The organism is Parabacteroides sp. AF27-14 (assembly GCF_003635425.1).
Taxonomy (GTDB): Bacteria; Bacteroidota; Bacteroidia; order Bacteroidales; family Tannerellaceae; genus Parabacteroides; species Parabacteroides distasonis.
The window spans coordinates 108,554-134,398 of sequence record NZ_QTLZ01000010.1; the positions used below are offsets into that span (position 1 = coordinate 108,554).

Sequence of the window (25,845 nt, forward strand, 5' to 3'; positions counted from 1 at the left end):
ATTCGGTATATCTTTATCTTGGCTTACTTATGCGTATCCTCGAGGATATAACGCAAGGTTCCGGCATTTACCAAGTCCTCTTGCGAGATGGTGTAGCCCTTTAGCTTTTTATCGCCGGCGAAAACGTCCTTGATGTAGATCGCTTCCGGATTACTATGCTTAGACTCGATTACCAATTCGCCTTTAGGATAGAATTTCTTGTCGAGCTGGATCGTAACCTTATCGAAAGTCGGGGAAGTCAATACATAGTTCACGTCGCCCGGACAAGCCGGATAGAAGCCCATCATGGAGAAAATAGCCCAAGCGGACATCGTGCCTGTATCCTCGTTACCCGGGACACCGTTCGGGGCGTTATGATAGCAATCCTTCAACAACTGACGGACCAACTTCTGAGTACGCCAAGCCTCTCCCTTGAAATAACTAAACAAATAAGGATAAGCGATATCCGGCTCGTTGGCGGGATCATAATTGCCGTCATCGAATACCTTCTGCAAATGATCCACAAATTTCTTATCGCCTCCCATCAATTTGGCCAGTCCCTTGATATCGTGAGGAACATAAAACGTATAATTCCATGCGTTGCCTTCATGGAAACCGGGACTAGGCTCGAAGTTCTCGCCTTGTTTCGGATCGAACGGAGAGTAGAAGGTGCCGTCCGGCAAGATAGGACGCAGCGTTCCGAACTCCTTGCTATAATAATGTTTGTAACCTAAAGAACGGTCACGGAATAACTTGGCATCCTCTTTCTTACCCAAGGCTTGAGCGAAATTAGCCAAGTTCCAGTCGGCGATATAATATTCCAGCGCATGAGATACGGAGTTATCGTATTGCTCACGCAAAGGAACATAGCCCTTGCTGAAATAATCGTTCGCGTCCGGACGAAGCAGGTTGAACTCTCCCGGGGTAGTAGCGCCTTTACGCATCGCCTCATAAGCGGTTTGCTCATCAAAGTCACGCAAGCCGCGCATCCATGCGTCTACGATATACGGGATCGAGGGATCGCCCTCCATCGTAAAGGTCTCACGTCCGTAAAGCTCCCATTTCGGTAACCAATCGTTTTCCCGGTACATATCCAGCATCGTACGGATAATATCTAATTGACGCTCCGGATAGAGCAAGGTCATCAGGGTACTTACGTTGCGGTACGTATCCCACAGGGAGAAGACCGTATAACGGTTTCCGGTGGTATGGCCTACTTTCAGGCTCTCCATCATCGGGTACTCGCCGTTCACGTCTTGCAGGATATTCGGATGGATCAGCAAATGATACATACCGGTATAGAAGATTGTTTTCTCGTCTTTCGTACCTCCTTCCACTTGTACCTTGGAAAGATCCTTGTTCCACATCGTGCTAGCCGCCGTACGGACCTTGTCGAAATCGAAGCCGGGCTGCTCCGTATTCATGTTCAGGCGGGCGTTCTCGATGCTCACGTACGAGATACCCATCTTCACCTCGATAGCCTCGCCCTCGTCCGTATCGTAATCGAACCATACGCCGACATCGTCTCCGCTCATCTCACGGGTATAACTGGTATATAACTTATACTTGCCGGAGTAGATATCCCATTCGGCCTCTACCCCCTTCATCTCACGTTGTTTCTTCCAATAACCCATCTTCTTCGGGGCCTTGTTTACCTTCATCACGAAGTAAACCGGGAATACGGCCTGTGGATTATAGCAGAACGTACCTAAAAGCTTACTCCCCTCGATCTCCGTATCATTCACGATACGTACCGTAGCGCCGGTCTCGTTCGTCAAGCCCTCGCCTAGGTTCAAGAGGATATGGCTCTCCCCTTTCGGGAAGGTAAAACGGCTCAAGCCCGTACGCATGCTGGCAGTAGCCTCCGCCTTGATATTATACTTGGTCAAGGTATTGCTATAATAACCGGGGTGAGCCACCTCGTCCTTGTACTCACTGCCGTAAGCCTTATAGTCCACGTTCAACTCGCCCGTCGTCGGCATCAATAGCAAACCTCCCAGCTCCGGGCATCCCACACCGCTCAAGCTGCCGTGGGCGAATCCCGTAAAGAATTTATTGTCTGCCGAGTAAGGAGTAGACCACCATTGACTATCCTTGTCAAAACGGTTCTTCTCCGACCCCATGACGTTGAAAGGAACCACGCTCATCATACCCTGCGGACAAACCGCGCCGGGATTCGTCGTACCGTAATTGCTCGTACCGATGAAGGGGTTCACATAATCTACCGGTTGCTGCGCCGTAGCGAACAGACTGCCACACAACAGGAAGGTCATTAACTGTTTCTTCATTTGATAAATGTATTTTAGTTGATAATTAATTGATTCATACTTACCAGATCACGATCTCATCCGTGAAGATGAAACCCTTATTTGCCTCTTTTGCCTTGATACGGATATAACGGGCTTTCCAATCGCCGTTAAACGTATATTCCTGAAAAGACAGGTCTTTATCCGTATTGGATATCGTAGTAGGGATAACTCCCTGCGAGATATAGCTCTCCCCGTCTTCCGATGTCAGCAACTCCACCTCTCCCGGTTGGTACACGCCCGGGCCGATCAATTGCATAAAGCGGGACGATACCTTATGGATATCCGTCACCTCGCCCATGTCCACCACGCAATCCAAGTCATTCAAATAACCCTGCCAACGGCCGTCCAGATAAGTCAAGCCTCCCCTATAGCCGTCCAGCAAGGCGTTCATGCCACCCGCCATATAACCGCTATACAGCTTACTATTATAATGTATAGGCTTATTGATACCTCGGTGATAATCCACCTTCTTCTCGGTAGGCGTTTCTTGAAGCTGCCCGTCACGGAAGATAGCGGCCTTGATATCAGCGGAGTCTTTCACCACGATCGGGCCGTTATAGACCCGGGAAGAGGCGGCGGGAATAGAGCCGTCTGTCGTGTAACGTATCTCCGCCGGATATTTCTCCGCATCCAACATGACCTTGATCTCTCGCCGCAAGGTATCTACCTCCATCGTGGTCTCGATCTCGTCCGAGAGCGTGAACGTATTGATACCCATCCGTTGCAGAACCGGGATATTCGCGTTCATACGAGGCTTAAAATCCTCCCAACTACGATCCTCTTGCGGAGTCCATCCGATCTCGGCGACCGCTAAGGCACGAGGGAACATCATATACTCCAGATGCTTCTCATCCTTGATATACTCCGTCCATGTATTCGCCTGTACCCCTAGGATATGCTTGCTTTCCTCGGCAGTCAACGAATCCACAGGCACTGGATTATAACTGTACGCCCGCTTGATCGGCGTATAACCGCCGATGGCATACGGCTGTGTCTTCGGATCGGCTTGATAGAAATCGAAATACATATAACCACCCGGTGTCATGACCACGTCGTGTCCCATGCGGGCGGACTTGATTCCCCCTTCCTCGCCCCGCCAAGACATGACGGTAGCCTCCGGAGCCAAGCCCCCTTCCAGAATCTCATCCCAACCGATCAATTTGCGGCCTTTGGAGATTAGGAATTCCTCCGCACGGTGAATCATATAGCTCTGCAACTCATCCACGTCCTTCATCCCGTTCCGGCGCATCAAGCCTTGACATTTCGGGCAGGTCTTCCAAGCTCCCTTCCCGGCCTCGTCTCCCCCGATATGGATATATTCGGAAGGGAACAACTCGATCACCTCGGACAATACATCCTCCATGAACGTAAACGATTTCTCGTTGCCGATGCAGAAATCACCCGTCGTATAAGGTTTGCCGGCACAACTCAACTCCGGGTACGCCACGAACACCTCGTCCGAATGCCCAGGGAATTCGATTTCCGGTATTATATTAATATGCCGGGCCGTAGCGTAATCCACGATCTCACGGATATCTTCTTTCGTAAAATAACCGCCATATGCCCCCGGAGTTCCTTCCGGCAGATACTTGCGATCCTTTCCATCCCACCATTTCTGCCAATCGGATTCCGTACGGAAAGCCACGTCCGTAGTCAGTTTCGGGTATTTATCCATCTGGATACGCCAACCACCGGCATCCGTCAAATGCATATGAAGCGTATTCAATTTATAATAAGACATGACGTTCAATAACTTCATCACCTCCTCTTTCGGGAAGAAATGACGGGAGACATCCAGATGCAAGCCACGATACGGGAAACGGGGATTATCTTGGATCGATACGCAAGGAATCCCTTTCGACGTATACAGCTGGCGCAACGTTTGTTCCCCGTAAAACAATCCGGATTTAGAGGCGGCTCTCAACTCGATCCCCTTCTTGGTCACGTTCAACGCATATCCCTCCGGATTTCCGCCGTTGAAAGACTCATCGACCACGTAACGGATCGTACCCGATTGATCATTCCCGAATACGAGATTACTATCTACTTTGAAATAACCGCCAGTCACCTCGATATGGGCCGGCTTAGGGATTAAATTCACCTGCGAAACCTCCTTGGGAACACAGGAAAAAAGTAGCGAGGAGCAAGCGAGAGCAAGTCCGGTTACTTTCATGCAAGACCGTTTTGGCAACGTCATAATACTTATTTTTTAGTTGTGTTATTCTTGGTGCGTAAATATACGACAATAATGGACAATATCAAAAAAGCGGAAAGACTATCGTCTCCCCGCTTCAAAGTTATTTTAAAATGTATATCTTCTAAAATTAATGTCTAGGAATTGCTTCTTTTACAACCATCTGACGACCTTCGTACTCAGCTTGGTTTAATTCCTCGATAGCTTTTTGAGCCTCGTCTACGTTAGGCATTTCAGCGAAAGCAAAACCCTTAGAACGTCTAGTATCACGATCAACAATTAACTTTACTGAATCAACAACACCATACTCTTCTAATACTTGTTGCAAATCAGACTCTCTTACTCGATAACTCAAGTTTCCAATGTAAATATTCATACGAAAAAAATTAAAAATAAATTAATAATAAAACAAGTGATGTTAGTGAAGATCGATTTCTAGAAGAATATATTATCATTACTGAGAATAGAAACTCGAAGATAAAGAGCAAGACAAACTATCTTTTGTTTGTTGGTACAAAGGAAAGCATTCTTTTTGGATTACCAACTATAAAACCTAATTTATTTTCAAAATAATTTACCTTGCCTTTACGAGACTACTTATATGAGCCAACGAGACTACCAGCATAAACCGCATAAAAAAAGAAGAGAATCTGATTAAAGATCCTCTTCCCTATTTGAAAAAGCCGCACTGTAGATGTGAACAAACTCCGTATGACAGGATTTGAGTGCTTTGCCACCTTTGTAATCCGCCGTGCTAAGCATACCCCGAAGGGCGCGGCCCGCCATTGGCGACAAGAGCTATGTCTCGGAATTAAAATAAACTGATGAGTTTCCCAATCGAACAAGTGCGGCTTAACTCATTCCCTGTTTATCTTTTTCTTGTTACAAAGATATGTAATCGTATCGACATAACCAAACAAAAACAACAAAAAAAGAGCCTCCTTTTCGGGGAGGCTCTTTATTAACTATATAGCAAAAATCTTATTTTACTTTAGCTACGATAGCCTTGAATGCTTCCGGATGGTTAACGGCCAAGTCTGCCAAAACCTTACGGTTGATCTCGATACCGGCAGCGTGCAAAGCACCCATTAGGCGAGAGTAAGACAAACCTTCCATACGAGCGGCAGCGTTGATACGCTGAATCCACAAAGCACGGAAATTACGTTTCTTGTTACGACGGTCGCGGAAAGCATAAGTCAAACCTTTTTCCCATGTATTCTTCGCTACGGTCCAAACGTTCTTACGTGCACCATAATAACCACGGGTTAGTTTTAAAATCCGTTTTCTTTTTGCTCTTGAAGCAACATGATTTACTGATCTAGGCATAATTCTAATCTGTTTTGAATGTTAGCGTCATCTCTTAGGATGAACTTGATTGCTAATGCATTCGGTTAATAAAAATCGTTATAAAACTCGCTTAATGAATAAAGATTACTTCATGCAAAGCATCTGCTTTACGTTGCTTACGTCAACACTAGCTACCAAACCCGTGTGAGTAAGATTTCTCTTTTGCTTCTTAGTCTTCTTTGTTAAGATATGACTCTTAAAAGCGTGTTTTCTTTTGATCTTTCCTGATCCGGTAAGGGCGAACCTCTTTTTGGCACCGGAATTAGTCTTCATCTTAGGCATTTTCCAATTATATTTTAATTATTAAACTTAACCTCCCTTCTATCAGGGACGGATTTTATTCTTCTGTTTTCTTATCACCCTCGCTTTTAGGCTTAGGTGTCGTGATCACTTTCTTTACAACTTTCGGAGCTGCGGCCGCAGCCGGGGCTGAACCAGTGCCCGCTTTCTTCGGAGTAAGCATGATAATCATACGTTTTCCCTCCAATACCGGCAACTGCTCTACTTTTCCATAATCCTCCAAATCATTGGCAAAACGAAGCAGCAGGACTTCTCCCTGTTCCTTGAAAAGGATAGAACGGCCTTTAAAGAACACGTAGGCTTTGACCTTCGAACCTTCCTCCAAAAATCCCTTAGCGTGCTTCAATTTAAAATTGTAATCATGATCATCAGTCTGAGGCCCGAAACGAATCTCCTTCACGACCACTTTCACAGATTTCGCTTTTTGCTCTTTCTGACGCTTTTTTTGCTGATAGAGGAATTTCTGGTAGTCGATTACTCTACAAACGGGGGGCGCAGCATTTGGTGAAATCTCGACTAGATCCATCCCCTGCTCTTCCGCTATTTTCAGCGCTTGAGCGATCGGATAAACACCCGTCTCAATATTGTCACCTACTAAACGAACTTCACGAACACGAATACGTTCGTTGATTCTATACTGTTCTTTCAGATTGTCATTCTTCATTCAAAAAGATTTATTCTCCTCGTTATTAGTTATTTAATCATTACTTTTTTGCCAGCGATTCATCATTTCCTCTACCTCGCCATTCAAAAGCGCTGCAAAGGTAGCAATTTTCATCGAACCTTTATCACCTTCGCCCTGTTTTCTTACAGAAACTTCACCATTTTCTGCTTCTTTTTCTCCAACGATGAGCATATAAGGGATTCTTTTCAATTCATTGTCACGAATTTTACGACCGATCTTCTCATTTCGGTCATCTACGATAGCACGGATTTCCTGATTACCCAACTCACGTGCGATTTGCCAAGCGTAATCATTAAACTTCTCGCTGATCGGCATGATACATACCTGCTCCGGAGTCAACCACAACGGGAACTTTCCGGCGGTGTGCTCGATCAATACGGCAACGAACCGTTCCATGGAACCGAACGGCGCACGGTGGATCATAACCGGACGGTGCTTCTGGTTGTCGGCACCCGTATATTCCAATTGGAAACGTTCCGGTAAGTTATAGTCTACCTGAATCGTACCTAACTGCCAACGGCGGCCGATAGCGTCTTTCACCATGAAGTCGAGTTTCGGACCGTAGAAAGCGGCCTCTCCATATTCGATCTTAGCTTTCAAGCCTTTTTCCTCACAAGCCTCTACAATCGCTTGCTCAGCCTTCTCCCAATTCTCGTCGCTACCGATATATTTCTCACGGTTCACCTTGTCACGCAAGGAGATCTGAGCCTCGAAGTTCTCGAAATTCATCGTCTTGAATACGATCGAGATGATGTCCATTACGTTCAAGAATTCCTGCTTTACCTGATCGGGGCGGCAGAAGATATGAGCATCATCCTGCGTAAAGCTACGTACACGGGTCAATCCGTGCAACTCTCCACTCTGCTCATACCGGCAAACCGTACCGAACTCAGCGAGACGCAACGGCAGGTCCTTATACGAACGAGGAGAGTTTTTATAGATCATACAGTGATGAGGACAGTTCATCGGTTTCAAGAAGTATTCCTCACCCTCCTCAGGTGTATGGATCGGTTGGAAAGAATCCTTTCCGTATTTAGCGTAGTGGCCGGAGGTAATATACAATAATTTATTACCGATCGGCGGACACATTACCTCTTGATAATTATAACGAGCTTGGATACGACGCAAGAACTCTTGCAGACGCAAACGCAAGGCGGTACCTTTCGGCAACCACATCGGTAAGCCCTTACCTACCGTATCGGAGAACATGAACAAGTCCATCTCCTTACCGATCTTACGGTGGTCACGTTTCTTGGCCTCCTCCAACAATGTCAGATACTCATCCAACATCTTCTTTTTCGGGAAAGTGATACCATACAAACGAACCAATTGCTTGCGTTTCTCATCGCCACGCCAATAAGCGCCGGCTACGCTCAATATCTTGACAGCTTTCAGATAAGAGGTATTCGGCAAATGCGGTCCTCTACACAAGTCCGTAAAAGAACCCTGTGTATAGGTAGTGATCGTACCGTCTTCCAACTCACTGATAAGCTCTGTTTTATACTCTTCACCTCTATCGCCGAACATCTTCATGGCATCCGCCTTGGTAATGTCCTGACGTTTGATCTCTTCTTTCTTGGCTACCAGCTCAAGCATCTTAGCCTCGATAGCAGCGAAATCACCCTCTTTGATCACGGCCTCACCCGGATCCACGTCATAATAGAAACCGTTCTCGATCGCCGGACCGATACCGAATTTAATACCCGGATATAATTCCTGCAAAGCCTCTGCCATAAGGTGAGCGCTGGAATGCCAGAACGCATGTTTACCTTCCTCGTCTTCCCACTTCAAAAGTTTCACCGTAGCGTCGTCGTTGATAGGACGGCTTAAGTCCCAAACCTCCCCATTCACGCTTGCGGCTAGGACTTCCTGTGCCAAACGAGAACTAATGCTTTCCGCTATCTGCATAGCAGTCGTTCCCTTTGCATATTCTCTTACGGAATTGTCCGGAAATGTAATCTTTATCATATTCTATTCTCTAAAATTCTTTATATTCAGCCCACAAAGTTAATATTTCTTTTCTATCAGCGAAACATTTAACTCGAATAATTTGCGTTATCACCGGCTTGTCATTCGCTTGATGATACTATAGGCGTTGTAGATACCCAATTCCCCTGCCTTGCTCAAGTCGGCGATGCCCCGGTTCACGTCACCTTGCGACAGACGGGCTAACCCACGATTGTAGTAAGCCTCGGCAAATTCAGGGTCCCGCTCGATCGCCTCGTTATAATCAACGATAGCGGCACGGAAATCACGCTGGGCGCAACGCAGATTCGCACGGTTAAAGTAAGCGTACACAAAACCCGGGTTCAGCTTGATCACCATATCGTAATCCCTCATGATCTGCTCATGCTCATAGGCTCGCTTATTATCCTTCAGCATAGCGCTCCGGAGGTCCACCGAGGTGTTGGCGTTTACCTGCGACTGTGCGGACTTACCAATATTCAAGTTCATTCCCGAGCCACTCAAGTCGTACGTATCCTTGCTAGCCTGCTGGGATTGGGTGTACATCAATTGCTTATAACGTTCCACGGCACGATTGAAATAAGCCATCGTGAACGACGGGTCTCGCTCGATCGCTTCCGAGAAATTCTTGATCGCCTCCGAGAAATCCTGCACCAACATGAAGTCCATCGCACGGCCAAAATAAGCGTTAGCGTTGTTCGGATCACGCTCGATCTCCGCCGAATACTCGTCGATGGAGGCGAAATGCACGGCGATTTGGTCCTCAGTCAAAGCGGCCTCCTCGTTCGTGATACGCAATTTACGCTTCAAGACCATCTGGCCATTGTAATCCTCCACCATCTTGTCGTAATAAACAAGTTTCTTTACGGGATCCGCCTTCTCGTAATAGGTCAAGACAAACTGGGGTTCCAGATCCACATGGACATTCCGGTCTTGTACACGCCCACGGACCTCACTTTGGTATTTACTTTTACGCTCCTGCTCCTTATCGTATACCACCAAGCGGTTGAACTTATTGATATTCTTATCGGATTGCTCACGAGTATTCTCCTCCGAATCGTCCGTCTTGGCATCTCCGTTCACCGCTGTATTGGAGCCAGAAGACGATGTCTTCGGGAGCTGTCCGTTCTTGGCCTGCTCCTCCATCTTTATGGCTGCCCAATAATCACGGTCTGCCCCCACGTTATCACCTAGCTTACGCTTTGCTTCCGAACGGCTCACAAAGCCTGGCAGGAAAGTAGGATATTGCTTCAAGACCACGTCGTAATCCTGCACGGCCCCCCGGTAGTCGCCCGTCTCGAAACGGAGCAACGCACGGTTGTAATAAGCCATATAGTTATCTGGCTCTTGCTGGATAACGACATCGAAGTCCTCGATAGCCCGGTTATTATCCCCGACTTGGAACCGAAGCAAACCTCGGTTGAACCGTGCGATCAAGTTCCGGCTATCCATGCTGATCACCTGATCGTAATCGGCCATCGCACCTCTCAAGTCATTCATCTGATAACGAACTAGCCCCCGGTTAATATAATATCCGCTCTCACGGGTATCCAGACGTAGAGCCTCGTTCAAATCGGCCAAAGCGTCCTTGTAATCATCCATTTGATAATGAAGGATCGCACGATTGCCATACGCCGGCGCATAATAAGGATCCATCTCGATCGCCTTATTATAATCGGCCAAGGCTTTCAACGTATCCCCTTTCTCCAGATACATAGCGCCCCGTGTCATATAATTCATGGAATATTTCGGATGGGCGGTCATTAAATCATCGAATGTCTTCTCCGCCCCGTTGTAGTCTTTTTTCTGGATAAAAGCCACCGCCATATTCACCAGCATCTGGCGGTCCTCGGGTTTGAACTCAAGTCCTTTCTGGTAATCGTCGATCGCCTCGTCGTATTTCTCCTGGCTTTGACGGGCGATGCCGCGAGCGTAATACGCTTGTGTTAAAAAAGGGTTCCGCTGAAGACATAAAGTACAGTCTTCCTCGGCCCCCTTAAAATCGTCCAGATTTATCTTCGCCACCGCACGGTAAAAATAGGGTTCCGCCAACCAAGGTTTGGATTTGATAACCTGATTGAAGTACTGAATGGAAAGAACATAATCCTCAAAATAAAGGGCGTTCCTGCCAATGGCCAATACACGGTCCGTATTAATCTGCGCAAAAAGCGAAATCGTAAATATCTGTAATATCAAAAAGAGTGTTGCCTTCTTCATCCTATTAAAAATGATTGAGAGGCAAAAATAAGTAAATTATCTTACTTAGACTCTATTTTTACCATTAAATGATTCTTCGTTATCTTATCGCCCTCTTTTACATTGAGCTCGACAACGACTCCCGATATGGGAGCGACCACCCGGTTCTGCATTTTCATCGCCTCATGGATTAGCAGAAGTTGCCCGGCCTCCACAGCCTGTCCTTCCTCTACCATAATCTTGATAATCGTTCCGGGAAGATGAGAAACCACGTCACCAGCCGACGGCTTATACCACATCGGTCGGCTCTTATACTTCGCTGTCAACAACGTCTTATATTTACGTGCCGTCACCACAAAGTCTACATATTCTTCTTGCTGGTGTTTCTTTTCCATACTCTCATCAATTTAGAACGGAGGCAAACCGTGCTTCTTGGCCGGTCTGTATTCCTCTTTTAGAATGGAAAGCTTCAGTGCGTGTAGCAATAATGAACGGGTTTCTTTCGGTTCGATCACAGAGTCGATAAATCCCTTGGAAGCCGCCACGTACGGGTTCGCGAATTTCTCGATATATTCTTTCACCTTCTCCTGACGCATAGCGTTCTGATCTTCCGCCTCCATGATCTCCTTGCGGAATATGATGTTAGCTGCGCCTTCCGGACCCATAACAGCGATCTCCGCGCTCGGCCAAGCGAACATGAAGTCAGCGCCCAAGTGACGGGAGTTCATAGCTATATAACCTCCACCGTACGCCTTGCGCAAGATAACCGTGATCTTAGGAACAGTAGCTTCCGAATACGCATACAGAACCTTAGCCCCATGACGAATCACACCCGCATGCTCTTGATCTACGCCCGGCAGATAACCCGGCATATCCTCCAACGTGATGATAGGAATATTGAATGAGTCGCAGAAACGGATGAAACGAGCGGCCTTGTCAGCGCTATCACAATCAAGCACGCCGGCCAGAACCATCGGTTGATTGGCAACGAAACCTACCGTTTCTCCTGCCATACGGCCAAAACCGATCACAATATTAGCGGCCCACAACTCTTGAATCTCCAAGAAGTCCGAGTCATCGACGATACATCTGATAACGTCTCGCACATCATACGGCTGTTTCGGGTCCGCCGGAACTACTTGCTCGATATTCAGCATAGCGGACGGCTCTTTCGGCTCAACCACTTTCGCACGCTCCTGATTATTCCAAGGGATGAAGCTAACCAAACGTTTCACCTGATCGAAACATTCTTGCTCGCTCAAGGCATAGAAATGAGCGTTACCTGTAGTCTCCGCATGAACACGTGCGCCACCAAGGTCTTCCATAGAGATATCCTCACCCAGCACGGTCTTGATAACGTTCGGTCCCGTGATAAACATCTTAGAGATGTTCTCAACCACAAACACGAAGTCCGTCAACGCCGGAGAATAAACGGCACCACCGGCACAAGGACCGAGGATCAAGGAAATCTGAGGGATCACGCCTGAGGCGATCGTATTGCGATAGAATATTTCACCATAACCAGCCAAAGCACCAACACCTTCTTGGATACGCGCGCCACCCGAGTCATTGATTCCGATGATCGGACATTTCATCTTCAACGCATGATCCATGATCTTGGTGATCTTACGAGCATGCTGCAAACCTAACGAACCACCGGCAACCGTAAAGTCCTGTGCATAGATGCAAACCGGGGCACCAAAGATCGTACCCGTACCGGTAACCACACCATCACCCGGCAGAACCTTCTTCTCCATACCGAAATCACGGCCATCGTGTTTCACGAACATGTCATACTCATGGAAAGAGTTCTTATCCAACAAAGCCAAGATACGCTCCCGGGCAGTAAGCTTACCCATCGCCACTTGCTTTTCGATAGCAGCCTCACCACCGCCCATCTCGATAACGGCTTTCTTTTCCCTGAGGGCCTCAATGTTTTTACTTAAATCTGTCATATTGATTATTTATAGATTTATTATTTACCAACGGCTTTTGCCCGGTAAGAGCAACGAACCGTCCCTTTAATAATACTATTTAATTTGCCTTTGTTCAATTGACGGCGAATAGCGGAGACATTGTCGATAAAGACATGCCCCGTCAGATGCTCGCACTCATGCTGCACGATACGGGCGGCGAAACCTTCCACCACTTCCTCGTGTTCCTCCCAATTCTCATCCCAATATCTCACACGAACCGTTTTCGAGCGAGACACTTTCTCGTGTATACCCGGCAGGCTCAAGCAGCCTTCCTCCATAGCTATTTCCTCCTCGCTACGTTCCAAAAACTCGGGATTAATCAACGCACGCTTGAAACCCTTGCATTCAGGGAAGTCATCTCCCATCACATCACCGTCTATAACCACCAAACGGATAGACAAGCCCACCTGAGGAGCGGCAAGCCCTACCCCATCGGCATTATACATCGTTTCAAACATATTGGCAACCAACTGTTTCAAGTCGGGATAATCTTTAGGTACATCCTCAGCCTCTTTTCTTAGTACGGGCTGACCATATAAAAATACGGGTAAAATCATAAGTTATAACTGATATTTTTTACTTTCTAAATAAGCTTGCAAAATAATAACGGCGCTAATCTCATCGACCAATCCTTTATCTTGCCGTTTCTTTTTCTTTAAACCGCCTTCCAACATGGCCTTATGAGCTAAGACCGACGTGAACCGCTCGTCGTAATAAGTTACCGGAATACTTGGTATCGTCCTTTTCAGATGGGTCACGAACGCCTCCACATACTTCATGTTCTCAGAAGGCTCATTGTTCATTTGCTTTGGAAGCCCGACCACAAATAAATCCACCGGTTCCCGTGATATGTAATCCGACAGGTATTTCACAACCTCTCCACTTGGGACTGTCGCCACGCCGTTAGCGATCATTTGTAAAATATCCGTAGCGGCTATCCCCGTACGTTTCCGGCCGTAATCTATTGCAATTATTCTTCCCATCGAGCGCGAATATAGCATAAATATAAATACAGATTACACAAATCCGCAAAAAGTGTGCAACAAATCGGATTAATACGCATTCTTCTCTCCCTTGAACATATTCAGTACCGTAACCACAATAATCTTTAAATCAAGGAAAAACGTCCAATTCTCTATATACCACACATCTCTCTTCACACGTCCTTCCATCTGCTCCAGCGTCTTGGTCTCACCCCGGTAACCGGTGACTTGCGCCCACCCCGTTACTCCCGGTTTCACCAAATGCCGCACCATATACTTATCGATCAACGCCGAGTACTGCTCGGTATGCTTCAGCATATGCGGACGAGGGCCTACCACGGACATATCGCCCAGCAAGACGTTCACGAACTGAGGGAACTCATCCAGATTCGTCCGGCGCAAGAAATCGCCGATCCGGGTCTTCCGAGGATCGTTCTTAACGGCCTGCAAGGTATCAGCCTGCGCGTTCACCTTCATCGTACGAAATTTGAAACATTCGAAGTCACGCCCATACAATCCCGTACGTTTCTGCTTAAACAAAATCGGGCCGGGTGAGCTTAACTTGATCATTATACCGACCACGATGTACAGGATAGGATAAATCGTGAGCAAAATCACCAAAGAGAAAAATATATCGAACGTCCGTTTCAAGAACCGGTTATAGGCGGATTGCAAAGGCTCCCGGCGGACCGTCAGCAATGGGATCGATTCCATCACCTCCATCACCATACTCTTCTTTACATCCCGGTAAAACTCGGGCACGATATAGAAGCGCACCATCTTCTTCTCGGCGAAATTCAGAAGCCGTACGATCTTTCCGTTGTTCGTACCCGGCAAAGTACAATAAATCTCATCGATATCATGCTCCAGCACATACGCTTCCACCTCGCTCGTCTTGCCCAAGTAATTAGGTAAAACGTCTTTCAACGAGTCATTGTCATCAAAGAATCCCTTTACGCTAAACCCATAGCTCAAATCATCTTTCATGACTTGGTAAAGCTCCATACCATTCTTTCCGGCCCCCACAATCACCACCTTCTTAAAGTTATAGCCTTTTCGCCTGTACAACTTTAAAGATAGGCGCACCAAAACCCGCCAAAGCGAAAACAAGATGATAGAAACCCCGTAATAGACCAAGAGGAAGGTTGCCAGAACATCTCCCACATTCAAGAAGATCAAGCAAGTAGCGAACAAGAAGATAAGTACGGTAACCAATCCGAACGCCCGTTGCACAATCTTGTCGATAAACACGACCGCCTGATGCAATTGAATCGGGATAAAATATAAAGAGAAGAAATAACAGAAGTTCAATAACAGAATAACCTCTCTCAAATTATAGGATATCGCTTCCGTGTATTTCGGGCCAAGCAGATGAAAAACGGCCATAAACAAAAGATTCAATACGATCAAATCTCCTACACCAATCAGCCATTGGATTAAATAACCATGTTTTTTGTTCAATATCATAGCAATTCGATAAATTCTCACAAAAGTAAGTATTTTTCGGCGCAAAAAAAAGGCCGCACTTAGAAGTACGGCCTTTTTAAAGCATTAATTCGTAAATTAATTATTAGCGCTCATAATTACTACACGGTTCCAGCTATTTTCGCCATAAGGTTGTTCGTCCGAACCTCTCCACTCGATAGTGATCTGGCTAGAAGAGATACCGTATTTATCGATAAGTTCCTTAGCGACCGCTCTAGCACGTTTCTCAGAAAGACCCATGTTATAATCAGAAGTACCCGTCTTCTTGTCAGCGTAACCAACTACCTTGATCGGAGCGTTGTTGTTCTTCATGAACTCAGCTGTGTTATAGATATTGATCTGCTGGTTCTTGTCGATCTTAGCGCTGTTGATGCGGAAGTAAACCACATTGTCAACGTAGTTATTTACAACTTCAGTAACTGTCTCTTGGCACTCAGGGCAAGAAACCGGACGTTTGCTCAACTCATCGTTAGCAGCACGCAAAGAGTTGATCTGGCCGTTCAAGTCGTTCAACAAAGCGTAATCCATCGGCTCCAATACCTCGAAGTCTGTCTTACCCAATTTGAATGTCAAACCAGCGCTCAACTGAACGATACCATCTGTCAGGTGATTCATCTCGACACGGTTAAACTGCTCGTTCAACAAAGAACCTTGGATCTCAACATTCAAATCAACACGTTTGCTCAAACGGAAAGCGGTTAAGATACCAGCGTTCAACGTAGGAGACTCCGTTCTTGGACGATCATAAGACTCTGTAGTCTTGAAACGCTGCGCATAACCAAAACCGACCCAAGGAATCAAGCGGAACACTTTAGATTCTCTGTAAGGAGCCCAGAAGTTAGTAACATCCCACAACAAATCTACGTGAGCGGCTACATATTTATTATGTTGCATAAACTGTGCGCCATCACCTTCAAAACCGTGGATAATACCACCATTTAACTGGGTACGGAATCCTAAATACGGATTAAACCACTTACCAAAAGATACTTGTGGAGCGAAGTTTAAACGATTCTTGAAATCAGCCTCTCCATTTTGGTCTCCTAACAATACGCTGGCTCCACCCGCAATTGAAATAAACCAATTGTCGCGAGCTTTATTCTTCTTGAAATTAGTCTTATAACCAGCCTCATTGCTGAACCCCACCTGCGGTTGATATTCCTGTGCTGCCACAGAGAATACAAAACCTGATAACAAAGCTAAAAGTAAAACCTTAGTCTTCATATTTTCAACATTTTAATTAAACAATCAATTACCTAATATCTTAAAATTGACACAAAATTAACTCTTTTTGTAATTACAACAAATAAAATCTTCAAATTGTTTCGAACTCACTCGAAATAGTTCAAAATTTTATATCCCCCCTCTTTCAGATAAGACTCCTTCTTCATTAGTTTTATATCGTTCTTCATCATATCCTCAATTAAAGCCGCTAATGAATACTCCGGTTCCCACCCTAAACGAGTACGTGCCTTCGTAGCGTCACCGATCAGCAACTCTACTTCCGTAGGGCGGAAATACTGCGGATCTACTCCTACAACTTCCTCACCCACACGTTTCTTAAAGTTTTCCAGGTAGGCATCACCAACCTTCTTGACGAACAATCCCTCGTCTATCGACTCTAAGATAGCGACCTCGTCTATCCCTTCTCCTTTAAAGCGGATTCCCACGCCAATTTCCTCAAAAGCCATACGGATAAAGTCCCGAATCGTTGTAGTAATCCCGGTAGCTATGACATAGTCCGAGGGTTCATCTTGTTGCAAAATAGCGTACATGGCACGCACGTAATCTTTTGCGTGTCCCCAATCCCGTTTGGAGGAAAGATTACCCATATAAACCTTTTTTTGCATACCCAAAACGATACGTGAAACCGCCCGGGTTACCTTACGGGTCACGAATGTCTCTCCCCTTAATGGAGACTCGTGATTAAACAAGATGCCATTGGAAGCGTGCATATGATAGGCCTCCCTGTAATTCACCGTAATCCAGTAACCGTATAGTTTCGCTACCGCATAAGGGCTTCTCGGATAGAAAGGAGTAGTCTCCCTCTGCGGCACCTCTTGCACCAAGCCATACAACTCAGATGTAGATGCCTGATAAATACGTGTCTTCGGGATCAAGTTCAGCAAGCGGACCGCCTCTAGGATACGCAATACGCCCAAACCATCCGCATTCGCCGTATATTCGGGAGTGTCGAAACTTACTTTTACATGGCTCATGGCGGCCAGATTATAGATCTCGTCCGGTTGAACCTCGCCAATGATACGTGTAAGATTCAAACTATCCGTTAAATCGCCATAATGCAGAATCAAATTACGGTTTTCCACATGCGGGTCTTGATACAAATGATCGATACGATCCGTATTGAACATGGAAGAACGACGCTTGATACCATGTACCGTATATCCTTTCTTAATCAAGAACTCAGTAAGATAAGCCCCATCCTGTCCCGTAATACCCGTTATTAACGCTACTTTGCCCATTTCTCTAATTTTCAATTTTCAATTCTCATTTTTCAATTCCCAAGTACCATTCATAGAGTCGCTTCACGCCCTCCTCGATCTCGATCGTATGGCGCCAACCCAAGGCATGCAACTTGCTTACATCTGTCAGCTTACGAAGCGTACCGTCCGGCTTGGACGAGTTAAACCTCAACTCGCCCTCGAACCCGATCTCTCGCCGGATCAGTTCGGCGACCTCACGGATCGAAAGCTCGATACCCGTACCTATATTAATATGTGTATTCCGGACCTCGCCCTCCTTCTGGCGGACATCCTCGAAATCCACGTGTTCCATGATATAAACAGAAGCATCGGCCATCTCCTCGCTCCATAAAAACTCACGAAGCGGCTTGCCGGTTCCCCACAGCTCCACCTCGCCCGGACGGATACCCTGTTTATCCAATACGGAGAGTATCTCCGGCTCGGAGGCCTTCCCAGACACGCCCTCTACCGGACGAATGTCCATATCCTTACGCAAGGCCTCCCAATCTCCCATATGCAGGCATTTCGCCAGATGGATCTTACGGATCATGGCTGGCAACACATGCGAGGTCTCCAGATTGAAATTATCATTCGGCCCGTAGAGGTTAGTAGGCATCACGGCGATATAGTTCGTACCGTATTGCAGGTTGTAACTCTCGCACATCTTGATACCCGCTATCTTGGCGATCGCATAAGGTTCGTTGGAATATTCCAAGGGAGATGTCAGCAAGCAATCCTCCGGCATCGGCTGCGGAGCCTCACGAGGATAGATGCAGGTGCTTCCCAAGAATAATAATTTCTTTACATTGTTTTTCCAAGAGGCATGAATGACATTATTCTGGATCATCAAATTATTGTAGATAAAATCGGCACGGTACAGACTGTTCGCCATGATACCGCCGACGTGCGCCGCCGACAAGAACACATAGTCCGGCCGTTCAGCGGCAAAAAACTCGTTCACAGCGGCTTGATCCGTCAGATCCAGTTCCGCATGCGTACGAAGCAGAAAGTTCGTATACCCTTTGCTACGCAAATTATTCAGAATGGCGGAGCCTACCAAGCCCCGGTGACCGGCAACAAATATTTTACTGTCTTTTTCCATCGATATCTCGTATTCTGAACTACTTCTACTTATTAATCAACCTCATCAAATACTGGCCGTACTGATTCTTAATCATCGGCAAAGCCACTTGCTCAAGTCGCTTCTCATCAATCCATCCTTGCTTGAAAGCGATCTCCTCCAGACAAGCCACCTTCAGTCCCTGTCTCTTCTCGATCACCTCCACGAAAGTAGATGCCTCAGACAACGAGTCGTGAGTCCCGGTATCCAACCAAGCGAATCCACGTCCCAATAGCTGCACTTTCAACTCCCCATCCTTCAAGAACCACTGGTTCACGGTAGTGATCTCCAGCTCTCCACGGGCGGAAGGCTTGATATTCTTGGCCACGTCCACCACCTTGTTCGGATAGAAATACAATCCTACCACGGCGTAATTCGATTTCGGTTCCTTCGGTTTCTCCTCGATACTGAGGACGTTCCCATCCGCATCGAACTCGGCCACGCCATAGCGTTCCGGATCGTTTACGTAGTAACCGAACACGGTCGCTTTTTGTTCGTTCTCCGCCTTGTCAACGGCCTCTTTTAACATACGGGTAAAGCTCTGTCCGTAAAAGATATTATCGCCAAGTACCAAGCAAACGGAGTCATCGCCGATAAAGCGCTCTCCAATGATGAAAGCTTGCGCCAATCCGTCCGGCGAAGGCTGCTCGGCATATTCAAAACGAACGCCATAATCGGAGCCATCGCCCAGTAAACGACGAAAGCCCGGCAAATCCTGAGGGGTCGATATAATAAGAATCTCCCGTATCCCTGCCAGCATGAGCACGGATACCGGATAAAAAATCATCGGCTTATCATAAATAGGTAGAAGTTGCTTGGAAACTCCTTTAGTGATCGGATACAAGCGGGTACCCGATCCACCGGCTAAAACTATACCTTTCATATTCTTTCCATTTTGTTCGACAATACTCGCTTAGGATCGATTCCACACCGTCCCTAAAACTATACAAAGTTAAACAAATAATAATAGATTAGCGCATGGTTTTCAAAAAATCGTCCATATTCTGATACAATGGGACGCCATAGCGCGCACAAGTTAAGCGCACATTATCATACCGGTAAAAGCCGGGCTCGCAAATCACCCGCAACTTTCCGGAGCGCATAAACAGCCCCATCTCCAATAAAGTTATCGGGGATTTGCTGCTCGCCAAAATGTTCATGATAATCAGATCGGCTTTCTCCAGATGCTCCAGTTCCCAATTCACCTGATGCTCAAAATCGGACATCTCCCCGCTCAACCCTTTATCCCTACGAGGATTGAACAAGAGATACCGTCCCTCCGGAAGCGCCCGGAACCAGTCGCAGGTAGCCTTCTGCCAATCCACGCTTTTCCCCATATCGATCGTGCCGGCCAAAAAGATTTTTTGGTATACAGCTTCATCCAAATCCTTATTTTCAGTATCGGGATACAAGACAACGACCTCAGATTGGGCAAACCCTCCCATCGGCACCAAAAACAAATATAATATACACAGTACAATATTTCTCATATTCATGTCTCAAAGCTTACTTTTCAAGCAACAAACTTCGCAAAAAAACATGAATCCAACAAATACATTCACTTTAAATGTGGGCAACAGTCTTGTATATACTAATAGGATATCACGAGAAGTAGTACTTACTTGGACGGTGAAGTATATCTCCTAGGGTACTTGCAGTATATCTTCTCCAAGGAGAAGAGTATATGTACGTGTTTTTTCGAAAACACGTACATGTTTTTTGGAAGGACTCGGCATGTAGCAAAATCATGGGTTCAGCCCATAAATCGTAGCCTGTACGGCATGCGATAAGATATAGGCCGCAGGCGTGTCGTTTGAGGGGGAATAGCCTTTGGAGAGCCTCTGGATTACGGGTTCCTTGTTCGTGCCCAGTATCGGGACCAATAAGGGGGCGCCGTTCAAGATAAGCGGTCCCGTCATGGTGATCCGGTATTGGCCGGTAGAAGGTTGCTGGGATACCGCATAGTTACGGCTATCCGACAATAGCTCCATGGTGGTAGGGAAAATGGATGCCGTATGGGAATCCTCACCTACGCCGAGGATGATGCAATCGAACGTAGGCATTTGATTGAACAACGGCAAGAATTCCTTTACGACCCATGAATAACGCATCGCCTCGGTACCCGGCTCGTTCTCGCCCTTGATCCGGTGGATATGGTCCGCCGGGATACGCAAAGGCTTAAAAAGCAAATGATTCGCATGACCGTAATTACTATCCGGACTCGTTGGTGGAACGCAACGCTCGTCCACCCAGAAGAAACGGATGTTATTCCAGTCAATCTTATCCTTATACTCATCTACCCAGAGGGAAAACATATGCTTCGCCGTCTCCCCTCCCGAGAGCGCTAAGTTAAACGGAGCGAAGTCTTTGCGGCGAATCATCGCCATCATGTCCTCCGTCATCGACCGAAGCGCCTCTTTCATCTCATTGTATCTCTTTATTTCCATAAAATTATCTTCTTTGGCAGGCGCAGACTTTCTTTTCCGCACCTAAAATAACAGTTTCCTCCGGTCCGTCCTCGCCCGGCTCATAGAAGAATAAGTTCTTCGAACCCTCCTCTTTCCAATGGAGCAAGATCGGATCGATAAATTTCCAGCTAGCCTCCAAAGCGTCGCTACGAGCATACAGGGTGGAATCGCCCAGCATGGCATCCAGCAACAGACGCTCGTAAGCGTCAGGAAGATAGCTCTTCGAAAGGGAATCGTAGCGGAAGTCCATGCTGACTTGCTTCACCTCGAAACCGGCTCCCGGCATTTTCAGCCCGAACTTCAAGGATATACTCTCGTTCGGTTGGATACGGATGGTCAATTTATTGCAGGAACCTCCCGAACATTGACCGACAAACAGTTGATGGGGCGTAGACTTGAAGTGGATCACTACCTCCGATGACTTCTCCGGCAACTTCTTTCCCGTATAGAAATAGAAGGGCACACCGCTCCAGCGCCAGTTATCGATAAAGAATTTCATCGCCACATACGTCTCGGTATTCGAGTCGGGAGCTACGTTCTTCTCTTCCCGATAACCGATATATTGTCCACGGACAACCATCTTATCCATATCCAACACCGTATACGGGCGTATGGAGCGGAATACTTTCACGATCTCGTCACGAATCGGTTCCGGCTCGAATATAGAGGGAGATTCCATGGCGATAAACGACATCAATTGCATTAAGTGATTCTGGATCATATCCCGCATCGCCCCGGCTCCATCATAATATTTCCCTCGATTCTCCACCCCCAAAGTCTCAGTAGCGCTGATCTCGATGGAATCGATATAATTATGATTCCACAATGGCTCGAAAATACCGTTTGAGAAACGCAATACCAAGATATTCTGCACGGTCTCTTTCCCCAGATAATGGTCGATACGATAAATCTCCTCCTCATGGAAGATATGTCGTAAATGATCGTTCAACTGGCGGGCAGACTCCAAGCTGGTGCCAAACGGCTTCTCCACGATGATCCGCCGGAAACCATCCGGAGACTCGGTCTTGTTCAAACCACTCTCCAGCAAACATTGCGGGACGATCTCGTACATCACCGGCGGGGTAGCCAAGTAATAGATGATCTTATCCGGCAAGTCATGTTTCTCTTGCAAGAACTCGATGCGCTCACGCAATTTGTAGTATTCATCGGCGTTCGTGGAATCGAAGGCGAGGTAATAGACATTCTCCAAGAAGTCATCGATCAAGCCCTCGTCGTAAGTCTTTCCCTTCTGTGCCTCCAAAATATGCGTATGTTGCTCCGCACGGAACTCCTCATCACCATAAGCGGTGCGGGCGGCCCCCAAGATACAGAAGCGGTCGGGTAGCAAGCCCCGGACATATAACTCGAACAAAGAGGGAAGCAACTTGCGACTGGTAAGATCGCCCGACGCCCCGAATATAACTAATAATTGATTATCTGCTTTCTTCATACCTTTATACGTTATAAGTTCCAGAAACCGTCTTTCCTCCCTCACCCGTCCAGTTGGTATGGAAAAACTTACCACGCTCCCAATCGACCCGCTCATAAGTATGAGCCCCGAAATAATCCCGCTGGGCCTGAATCAAGTTAGCGGCGGAATGCGGGGTAGACAGTCCATCGAAATAACTCAACCCCGAGCTCATCGCCGGCAAAGCCACTCCATGCAAGGCACCCTCGGCTACCACTTGCCGCCAAGCCAACAAGGAAGACTCGATCTTTTGAATAAAGAACTCATCGAATAAGAGGTTCTCCAGATTCCGGTTCTTCTCATAAGCCTGCGTAATTTTCTCCAAAAAGACAGAGCGTATGATACATCCCTTCCGCCAGATCTTGGCGATCGTACCGTAATCCAACTGCCAATCATATCGCTTGGAGGCTTGGTACAACAAAGAGAATCCCTGCGCGTAGGAAACCAACTTAGCGGCATACAAAGCCTGCTTGATCTCTTTCTCCGAGATCAAGGTCTGCCCCAGCACGCCACTCTTCGGATAAAGCGAGGACGCTTTTTTCCGTTCTTCCTGCATGGAAGAAAGCATACGGGCATAAACAGCCTCGGTAATCAATGTCAGCGGATCATTCTCGTCCATAGCGGCGATAGCGCTCCATTTACCGGTACCCTTCTGGCCGGCGGCATCCAATATCTTATCTAGCAGGTAGCCCTCCCCCGCCTCGTCCTTGAAGCGGAGAATATCGGCCGTAATACCGATCAGGTAGCTATCCAGCTCTCCCGTGTTCCAATCCTCAAAGATACGAGCCAAGGCCTCATTGTCCAGATCCAGACGATTCTTCAATAAAGAATACGCCTCGGAAATCAACTGCATATCTCCATACTCGATACCATTGTGTACCATTTTCACGAAATGGCCGGCTCCACCCGGACCAATCCATTGGCAACAAGGCGTCCCATCGTCCAGCTTGGCGGCGATGCTTTGCAAGACATCCTTCACCAAAGGCCAAGCGGCAGGCGAACCACCCGGCATCACGGAAGGTCCGTACAAGGCACCGATCTCGCCTCCGGAGATCCCGGTACCTACGAAGTACATCCCATGCGCCTCCATCTCCTTCACCCGTCGTTCCGTATCATGGAAGTCTGAGTTACCACCATCAATAATCACGTCGCCGGGTGATAAGTAAGGAATCAATTGAGCCATCAGCTCATCCACCGGTGCACCCGCTTTTACCATCAGCATGATCTTGCGAGGACGCTCGATAGACTCGACAAATTCCTGTATCGTATGGGTTCCTATAAAATTCTTTCCTTTTCCACGACCGCTCATGAAGCGATCTACCACGCCTTCCTCTCCCGGCGCTGTACGATTATAAACGGATACGGCGAACCCCTTACTTTCCATATTCAACGCAAGGTTCTCGCCCATCACAGCCAAGCCGATTAATCCAATATTTGATGTTTTCATATTTATGTTTTTATTTTATTAATCCAAATAGATCATTTAAAGCCTCACTCATCGACGGATGGGTGAATATCGAATCCCGAAGGAATGTGTAATCTTGCCCGAGACGCATCGCCAAGCTAACCGTATTTATGACTTCGCTGGACTCGGCACAGAATAAGGTACATCCTAGGATCTTCCCGGTATCCGCATCTACCACGGCTTTCAGCAAGCCATCCGTCTGCTCGATGGTACGGGTACGAGGCATAGCGGCGGCAGGCAGGCTGGCCACCTTTATATTTTTCTCCATCTTACGGGCTTGCGTCTCGTTCAACCCGACATGGGCCAACGGAGGATCGATGAATACGGAATAAGCCACTGCTTCCCGATCGTCCAAGCTCCGGAAACCATTACCAAACAGCTCTTCCCGGATAATACGGTAATCATCCAAAGACAGATAGGTGAATTGTAATCCTCCATGTACATCCCCGATCGCCCAGATATTAGGGATATTGGTACGCAACTTACTATCCACCTCGATAGCGCCACGATTAGTCGTCTGTATTCCGGCGGCCTGCAGATTTAGGCTTTCCGTATTCGGTTTACGGCCGGTAGCCAAAAGCACCGCCTCAGCATCCAGCCGCAAGGTATCTCCCGAGATAGCGTTACGGCAGATCACCGCAGCCCGCTCAACATCCTGCTCAATCGTCTGCACAACCGTGTTCAAATGAATGGTGATCCCTTTTTTCTCTAGCGTGGACTTCACCGAATCGGCGATGTCCCGGTCCTCACGAGGGATGAACACCTCCCCTGCCTCCAAGATCGTTACCTTCGACCCAAAACCGGCGAACATGGAAGCGAATTCCAGCCCGATATATCCGCCTCCGACAATAACCAGATGCCGTGGCAGTTTCTCCAGTTCCATAATGGAAGTACTTGTATATACGTAAGGATTATCCTCGATACCGCTTATCGTAGGAATAATCGTCGTGGCTCCGGTATTGATGAATATCTTCTCGCCTTCCAGCAAGAAAGAGTCCGTATCCGTTTTCACGACAATCTCATAAGGGGAACGAAAAGAAGCCTCTCCGGTATAGACCGTTACGGTCTCCCGATCATCCAGATTCTTGAAATTCTTCTCACGAAGCAAAGAGGTCAGTTTCTCCTTGGCGAGGATCGCCTGCTTAAACTCCTCCGCATATTGCTCGAAGGTAGAAGGTCTGCGATACCCTGTCACTTGAGCGTAATGTACAAGCGCTTTCGTCGGTATACAGCCGATATTGATACAAGTACCTCCGTACATACCCGTCGAACGCTCCACCACAGCTACATTCCATCCATGGTTGGCCAAATCCGCCGCCAAGGTTTTTCCACCTTTCCCAAAACCAATAATAATCGCATCGTACTTTTTCATCTCTGATCTATCTTCTTTTCGTTAGACATTAAAATAACATTCGTTTTAAC

Annotated in this window: 22 protein-coding genes; all 22 read right to left on the reverse strand. The window is 47.0% G+C overall.

The window, feature by feature from the left end:
• Positions 1-23 precede the first annotated feature (23 nt).
• Entirely contained in the window at positions 24-2,267 is a 2,244-nt protein-coding gene (locus DWY79_RS12310; protein ID WP_122369411.1) for a GH92 family glycosyl hydrolase, read from the reverse strand.
• Positions 2,268-2,307: 40 nt separating this feature from the next.
• Positions 2,308-4,485, reverse strand: coding sequence for a family 20 glycosylhydrolase (locus DWY79_RS12315; RefSeq protein WP_122369412.1), 2,178 nt, complete (start codon positions 4,483-4,485; stop codon positions 2,308-2,310).
• Positions 4,486-4,612: 127 nt separating this feature from the next.
• Positions 4,613-4,858 carry an RNA-binding protein gene (locus DWY79_RS12320; protein WP_122144218.1) on the reverse strand — a complete coding sequence of 82 codons (246 nt, stop codon included), beginning with the start codon at positions 4,856-4,858 and terminating at the stop codon, positions 4,613-4,615.
• Between the two features lie 605 nt (positions 4,859-5,463).
• The gene (gene rplT / locus DWY79_RS12330) at positions 5,464-5,808 is read right to left on the reverse strand and encodes a 50S ribosomal protein L20 (RefSeq protein WP_005857682.1); all 345 of its coding nucleotides are present in this window, start codon (positions 5,806-5,808) and stop codon (positions 5,464-5,466) included.
• A gap of 105 nt (positions 5,809-5,913) precedes the next feature.
• The gene (gene rpmI, locus DWY79_RS12335) at positions 5,914-6,111 is read right to left on the reverse strand and encodes a 50S ribosomal protein L35 (RefSeq protein ID WP_005857684.1); all 198 of its coding nucleotides are present in this window, start codon (positions 6,109-6,111) and stop codon (positions 5,914-5,916) included.
• A 55-nt stretch (positions 6,112-6,166) separates the two neighbouring features.
• Positions 6,167-6,793 carry a translation initiation factor IF-3 gene (gene infC, locus DWY79_RS12340; RefSeq protein ID WP_008779711.1) on the reverse strand — a complete coding sequence of 209 codons (627 nt, stop codon included), beginning with the start codon at positions 6,791-6,793 and terminating at the stop codon, positions 6,167-6,169.
• Positions 6,794-6,826: 33 nt separating this feature from the next.
• Positions 6,827-8,782, reverse strand: coding sequence for a threonine--tRNA ligase (gene thrS / locus DWY79_RS12345; RefSeq protein ID WP_005857688.1), 1,956 nt, complete (start codon positions 8,780-8,782; stop codon positions 6,827-6,829).
• Between the two features lie 90 nt (positions 8,783-8,872).
• Entirely contained in the window at positions 8,873-10,996 is a 2,124-nt protein-coding gene (locus DWY79_RS12350) for a tetratricopeptide repeat protein (protein WP_005862989.1), read from the reverse strand.
• Positions 10,997-11,037: 41 nt separating this feature from the next.
• The gene (locus tag DWY79_RS12355; protein ID WP_122369413.1) at positions 11,038-11,370 is read right to left on the reverse strand and encodes an acetyl-CoA carboxylase biotin carboxyl carrier protein subunit; all 333 of its coding nucleotides are present in this window, start codon (positions 11,368-11,370) and stop codon (positions 11,038-11,040) included.
• Between the two features lie 12 nt (positions 11,371-11,382).
• Positions 11,383-12,930: an acyl-CoA carboxylase subunit beta gene (locus tag DWY79_RS12360; protein ID WP_005857693.1), complete on the reverse strand. Its 1,548-nt coding sequence runs from the start codon at positions 12,928-12,930 to the stop codon at positions 11,383-11,385.
• A gap of 20 nt (positions 12,931-12,950) precedes the next feature.
• The gene (gene def / locus DWY79_RS12365; protein WP_005857695.1) at positions 12,951-13,508 is read right to left on the reverse strand and encodes a peptide deformylase; all 558 of its coding nucleotides are present in this window, start codon (positions 13,506-13,508) and stop codon (positions 12,951-12,953) included.
• Between the two features lie 3 nt (positions 13,509-13,511).
• Positions 13,512-13,934: a Holliday junction resolvase RuvX gene (ruvX, locus tag DWY79_RS12370; RefSeq protein WP_008772415.1), complete on the reverse strand. Its 423-nt coding sequence runs from the start codon at positions 13,932-13,934 to the stop codon at positions 13,512-13,514.
• 69 nt (positions 13,935-14,003) lie between these two features.
• On the reverse strand, positions 14,004-15,401 hold the full coding sequence (locus DWY79_RS12375; RefSeq protein WP_122369414.1) for an undecaprenyl-phosphate glucose phosphotransferase: 1,398 nt from the start codon (positions 15,399-15,401) through the stop codon (positions 14,004-14,006).
• Positions 15,402-15,497: 96 nt separating this feature from the next.
• The gene (locus tag DWY79_RS12380; protein WP_005857701.1) at positions 15,498-16,643 is read right to left on the reverse strand and encodes an OmpA family protein; all 1,146 of its coding nucleotides are present in this window, start codon (positions 16,641-16,643) and stop codon (positions 15,498-15,500) included.
• Between the two features lie 107 nt (positions 16,644-16,750).
• Positions 16,751-17,902 carry a GDP-mannose 4,6-dehydratase gene (gmd, locus tag DWY79_RS12385; protein WP_005862995.1) on the reverse strand — a complete coding sequence of 384 codons (1,152 nt, stop codon included), beginning with the start codon at positions 17,900-17,902 and terminating at the stop codon, positions 16,751-16,753.
• Positions 17,903-17,927: 25 nt separating this feature from the next.
• Positions 17,928-19,004: a GDP-L-fucose synthase gene (locus DWY79_RS12390; protein WP_008772417.1), complete on the reverse strand. Its 1,077-nt coding sequence runs from the start codon at positions 19,002-19,004 to the stop codon at positions 17,928-17,930.
• Between the two features lie 25 nt (positions 19,005-19,029).
• Positions 19,030-19,905 (reverse strand): glucose-1-phosphate thymidylyltransferase RfbA, encoded by an 876-nt coding sequence (gene rfbA, locus DWY79_RS12395; RefSeq protein ID WP_005863000.1) that lies wholly within the window; start codon positions 19,903-19,905, stop codon positions 19,030-19,032.
• Between the two features lie 88 nt (positions 19,906-19,993).
• The gene (locus DWY79_RS12400; RefSeq protein WP_005857710.1) at positions 19,994-20,518 is read right to left on the reverse strand and encodes a nucleoside 2-deoxyribosyltransferase domain-containing protein; all 525 of its coding nucleotides are present in this window, start codon (positions 20,516-20,518) and stop codon (positions 19,994-19,996) included.
• Positions 20,519-20,767: 249 nt separating this feature from the next.
• On the reverse strand, positions 20,768-21,469 hold the full coding sequence (gene pgl / locus DWY79_RS12405) for a 6-phosphogluconolactonase (RefSeq protein ID WP_036628751.1): 702 nt from the start codon (positions 21,467-21,469) through the stop codon (positions 20,768-20,770).
• Positions 21,470-21,473: 4 nt separating this feature from the next.
• Positions 21,474-22,940 carry a glucose-6-phosphate dehydrogenase gene (zwf, locus tag DWY79_RS12410; protein WP_005857714.1) on the reverse strand — a complete coding sequence of 489 codons (1,467 nt, stop codon included), beginning with the start codon at positions 22,938-22,940 and terminating at the stop codon, positions 21,474-21,476.
• Between the two features lie 4 nt (positions 22,941-22,944).
• Complete coding sequence (gene gnd, locus DWY79_RS12415) at positions 22,945-24,405, reverse strand: decarboxylating NADP(+)-dependent phosphogluconate dehydrogenase (RefSeq protein WP_008772422.1); 1,461 nt, start codon at positions 24,403-24,405, stop codon at positions 22,945-22,947.
• Between the two features lie 10 nt (positions 24,406-24,415).
• Complete coding sequence (locus DWY79_RS12420) at positions 24,416-25,795, reverse strand: FAD-dependent oxidoreductase (RefSeq protein ID WP_005863007.1); 1,380 nt, start codon at positions 25,793-25,795, stop codon at positions 24,416-24,418.
• Positions 25,796-25,845 lie beyond the last annotated feature (50 nt).

Coding starts and splice junctions, on each gene's coding strand:
- DWY79_RS12310 (WP_122369411.1), bottom strand. CDS start 2,267: ATGAAGAAACAGTTAATGACCTTCCTGTTGTGTGGCAGTCTGTTCGCT.
- DWY79_RS12315 (WP_122369412.1), bottom strand. CDS start 4,485: ATGACGTTGCCAAAACGGTCTTGCATGAAAGTAACCGGACTTGCTCTC.
- DWY79_RS12320 (WP_122144218.1), bottom strand. CDS start 4,858: ATGAATATTTACATTGGAAACTTGAGTTATCGAGTAAGAGAGTCTGAT.
- rplT (WP_005857682.1), bottom strand. CDS start 5,808: ATGCCTAGATCAGTAAATCATGTTGCTTCAAGAGCAAAAAGAAAACGG.
- rpmI (WP_005857684.1), bottom strand. CDS start 6,111: ATGCCTAAGATGAAGACTAATTCCGGTGCCAAAAAGAGGTTCGCCCTT.
- infC (WP_008779711.1), bottom strand. CDS start 6,793: ATGAAGAATGACAATCTGAAAGAACAGTATAGAATCAACGAACGTATT.
- thrS (WP_005857688.1), bottom strand. CDS start 8,782: ATGATAAAGATTACATTTCCGGACAATTCCGTAAGAGAATATGCAAAG.
- DWY79_RS12350 (WP_005862989.1), bottom strand. CDS start 10,996: ATGAAGAAGGCAACACTCTTTTTGATATTACAGATATTTACGATTTCG.
- DWY79_RS12355 (WP_122369413.1), bottom strand. CDS start 11,370: ATGGAAAAGAAACACCAGCAAGAAGAATATGTAGACTTTGTGGTGACG.
- DWY79_RS12360 (WP_005857693.1), bottom strand. CDS start 12,930: ATGACAGATTTAAGTAAAAACATTGAGGCCCTCAGGGAAAAGAAAGCC.
- def (WP_005857695.1), bottom strand. CDS start 13,508: ATGATTTTACCCGTATTTTTATATGGTCAGCCCGTACTAAGAAAAGAG.
- ruvX (WP_008772415.1), bottom strand. CDS start 13,934: ATGGGAAGAATAATTGCAATAGATTACGGCCGGAAACGTACGGGGATA.
- DWY79_RS12375 (WP_122369414.1), bottom strand. CDS start 15,401: ATGATATTGAACAAAAAACATGGTTATTTAATCCAATGGCTGATTGGT.
- DWY79_RS12380 (WP_005857701.1), bottom strand. CDS start 16,643: ATGAAGACTAAGGTTTTACTTTTAGCTTTGTTATCAGGTTTTGTATTC.
- gmd (WP_005862995.1), bottom strand. CDS start 17,902: ATGGGCAAAGTAGCGTTAATAACGGGTATTACGGGACAGGATGGGGCT.
- DWY79_RS12390 (WP_008772417.1), bottom strand. CDS start 19,004: ATGGAAAAAGACAGTAAAATATTTGTTGCCGGTCACCGGGGCTTGGTA.
- rfbA (WP_005863000.1), bottom strand. CDS start 19,905: ATGAAAGGTATAGTTTTAGCCGGTGGATCGGGTACCCGCTTGTATCCG.
- DWY79_RS12400 (WP_005857710.1), bottom strand. CDS start 20,518: ATGAATATGAGAAATATTGTACTGTGTATATTATATTTGTTTTTGGTG.
- pgl (WP_036628751.1), bottom strand. CDS start 21,469: ATGGAAATAAAGAGATACAATGAGATGAAAGAGGCGCTTCGGTCGATG.
- zwf (WP_005857714.1), bottom strand. CDS start 22,940: ATGAAGAAAGCAGATAATCAATTATTAGTTATATTCGGGGCGTCGGGC.
- gnd (WP_008772422.1), bottom strand. CDS start 24,405: ATGAAAACATCAAATATTGGATTAATCGGCTTGGCTGTGATGGGCGAG.
- DWY79_RS12420 (WP_005863007.1), bottom strand. CDS start 25,795: ATGAAAAAGTACGATGCGATTATTATTGGTTTTGGGAAAGGTGGAAAA.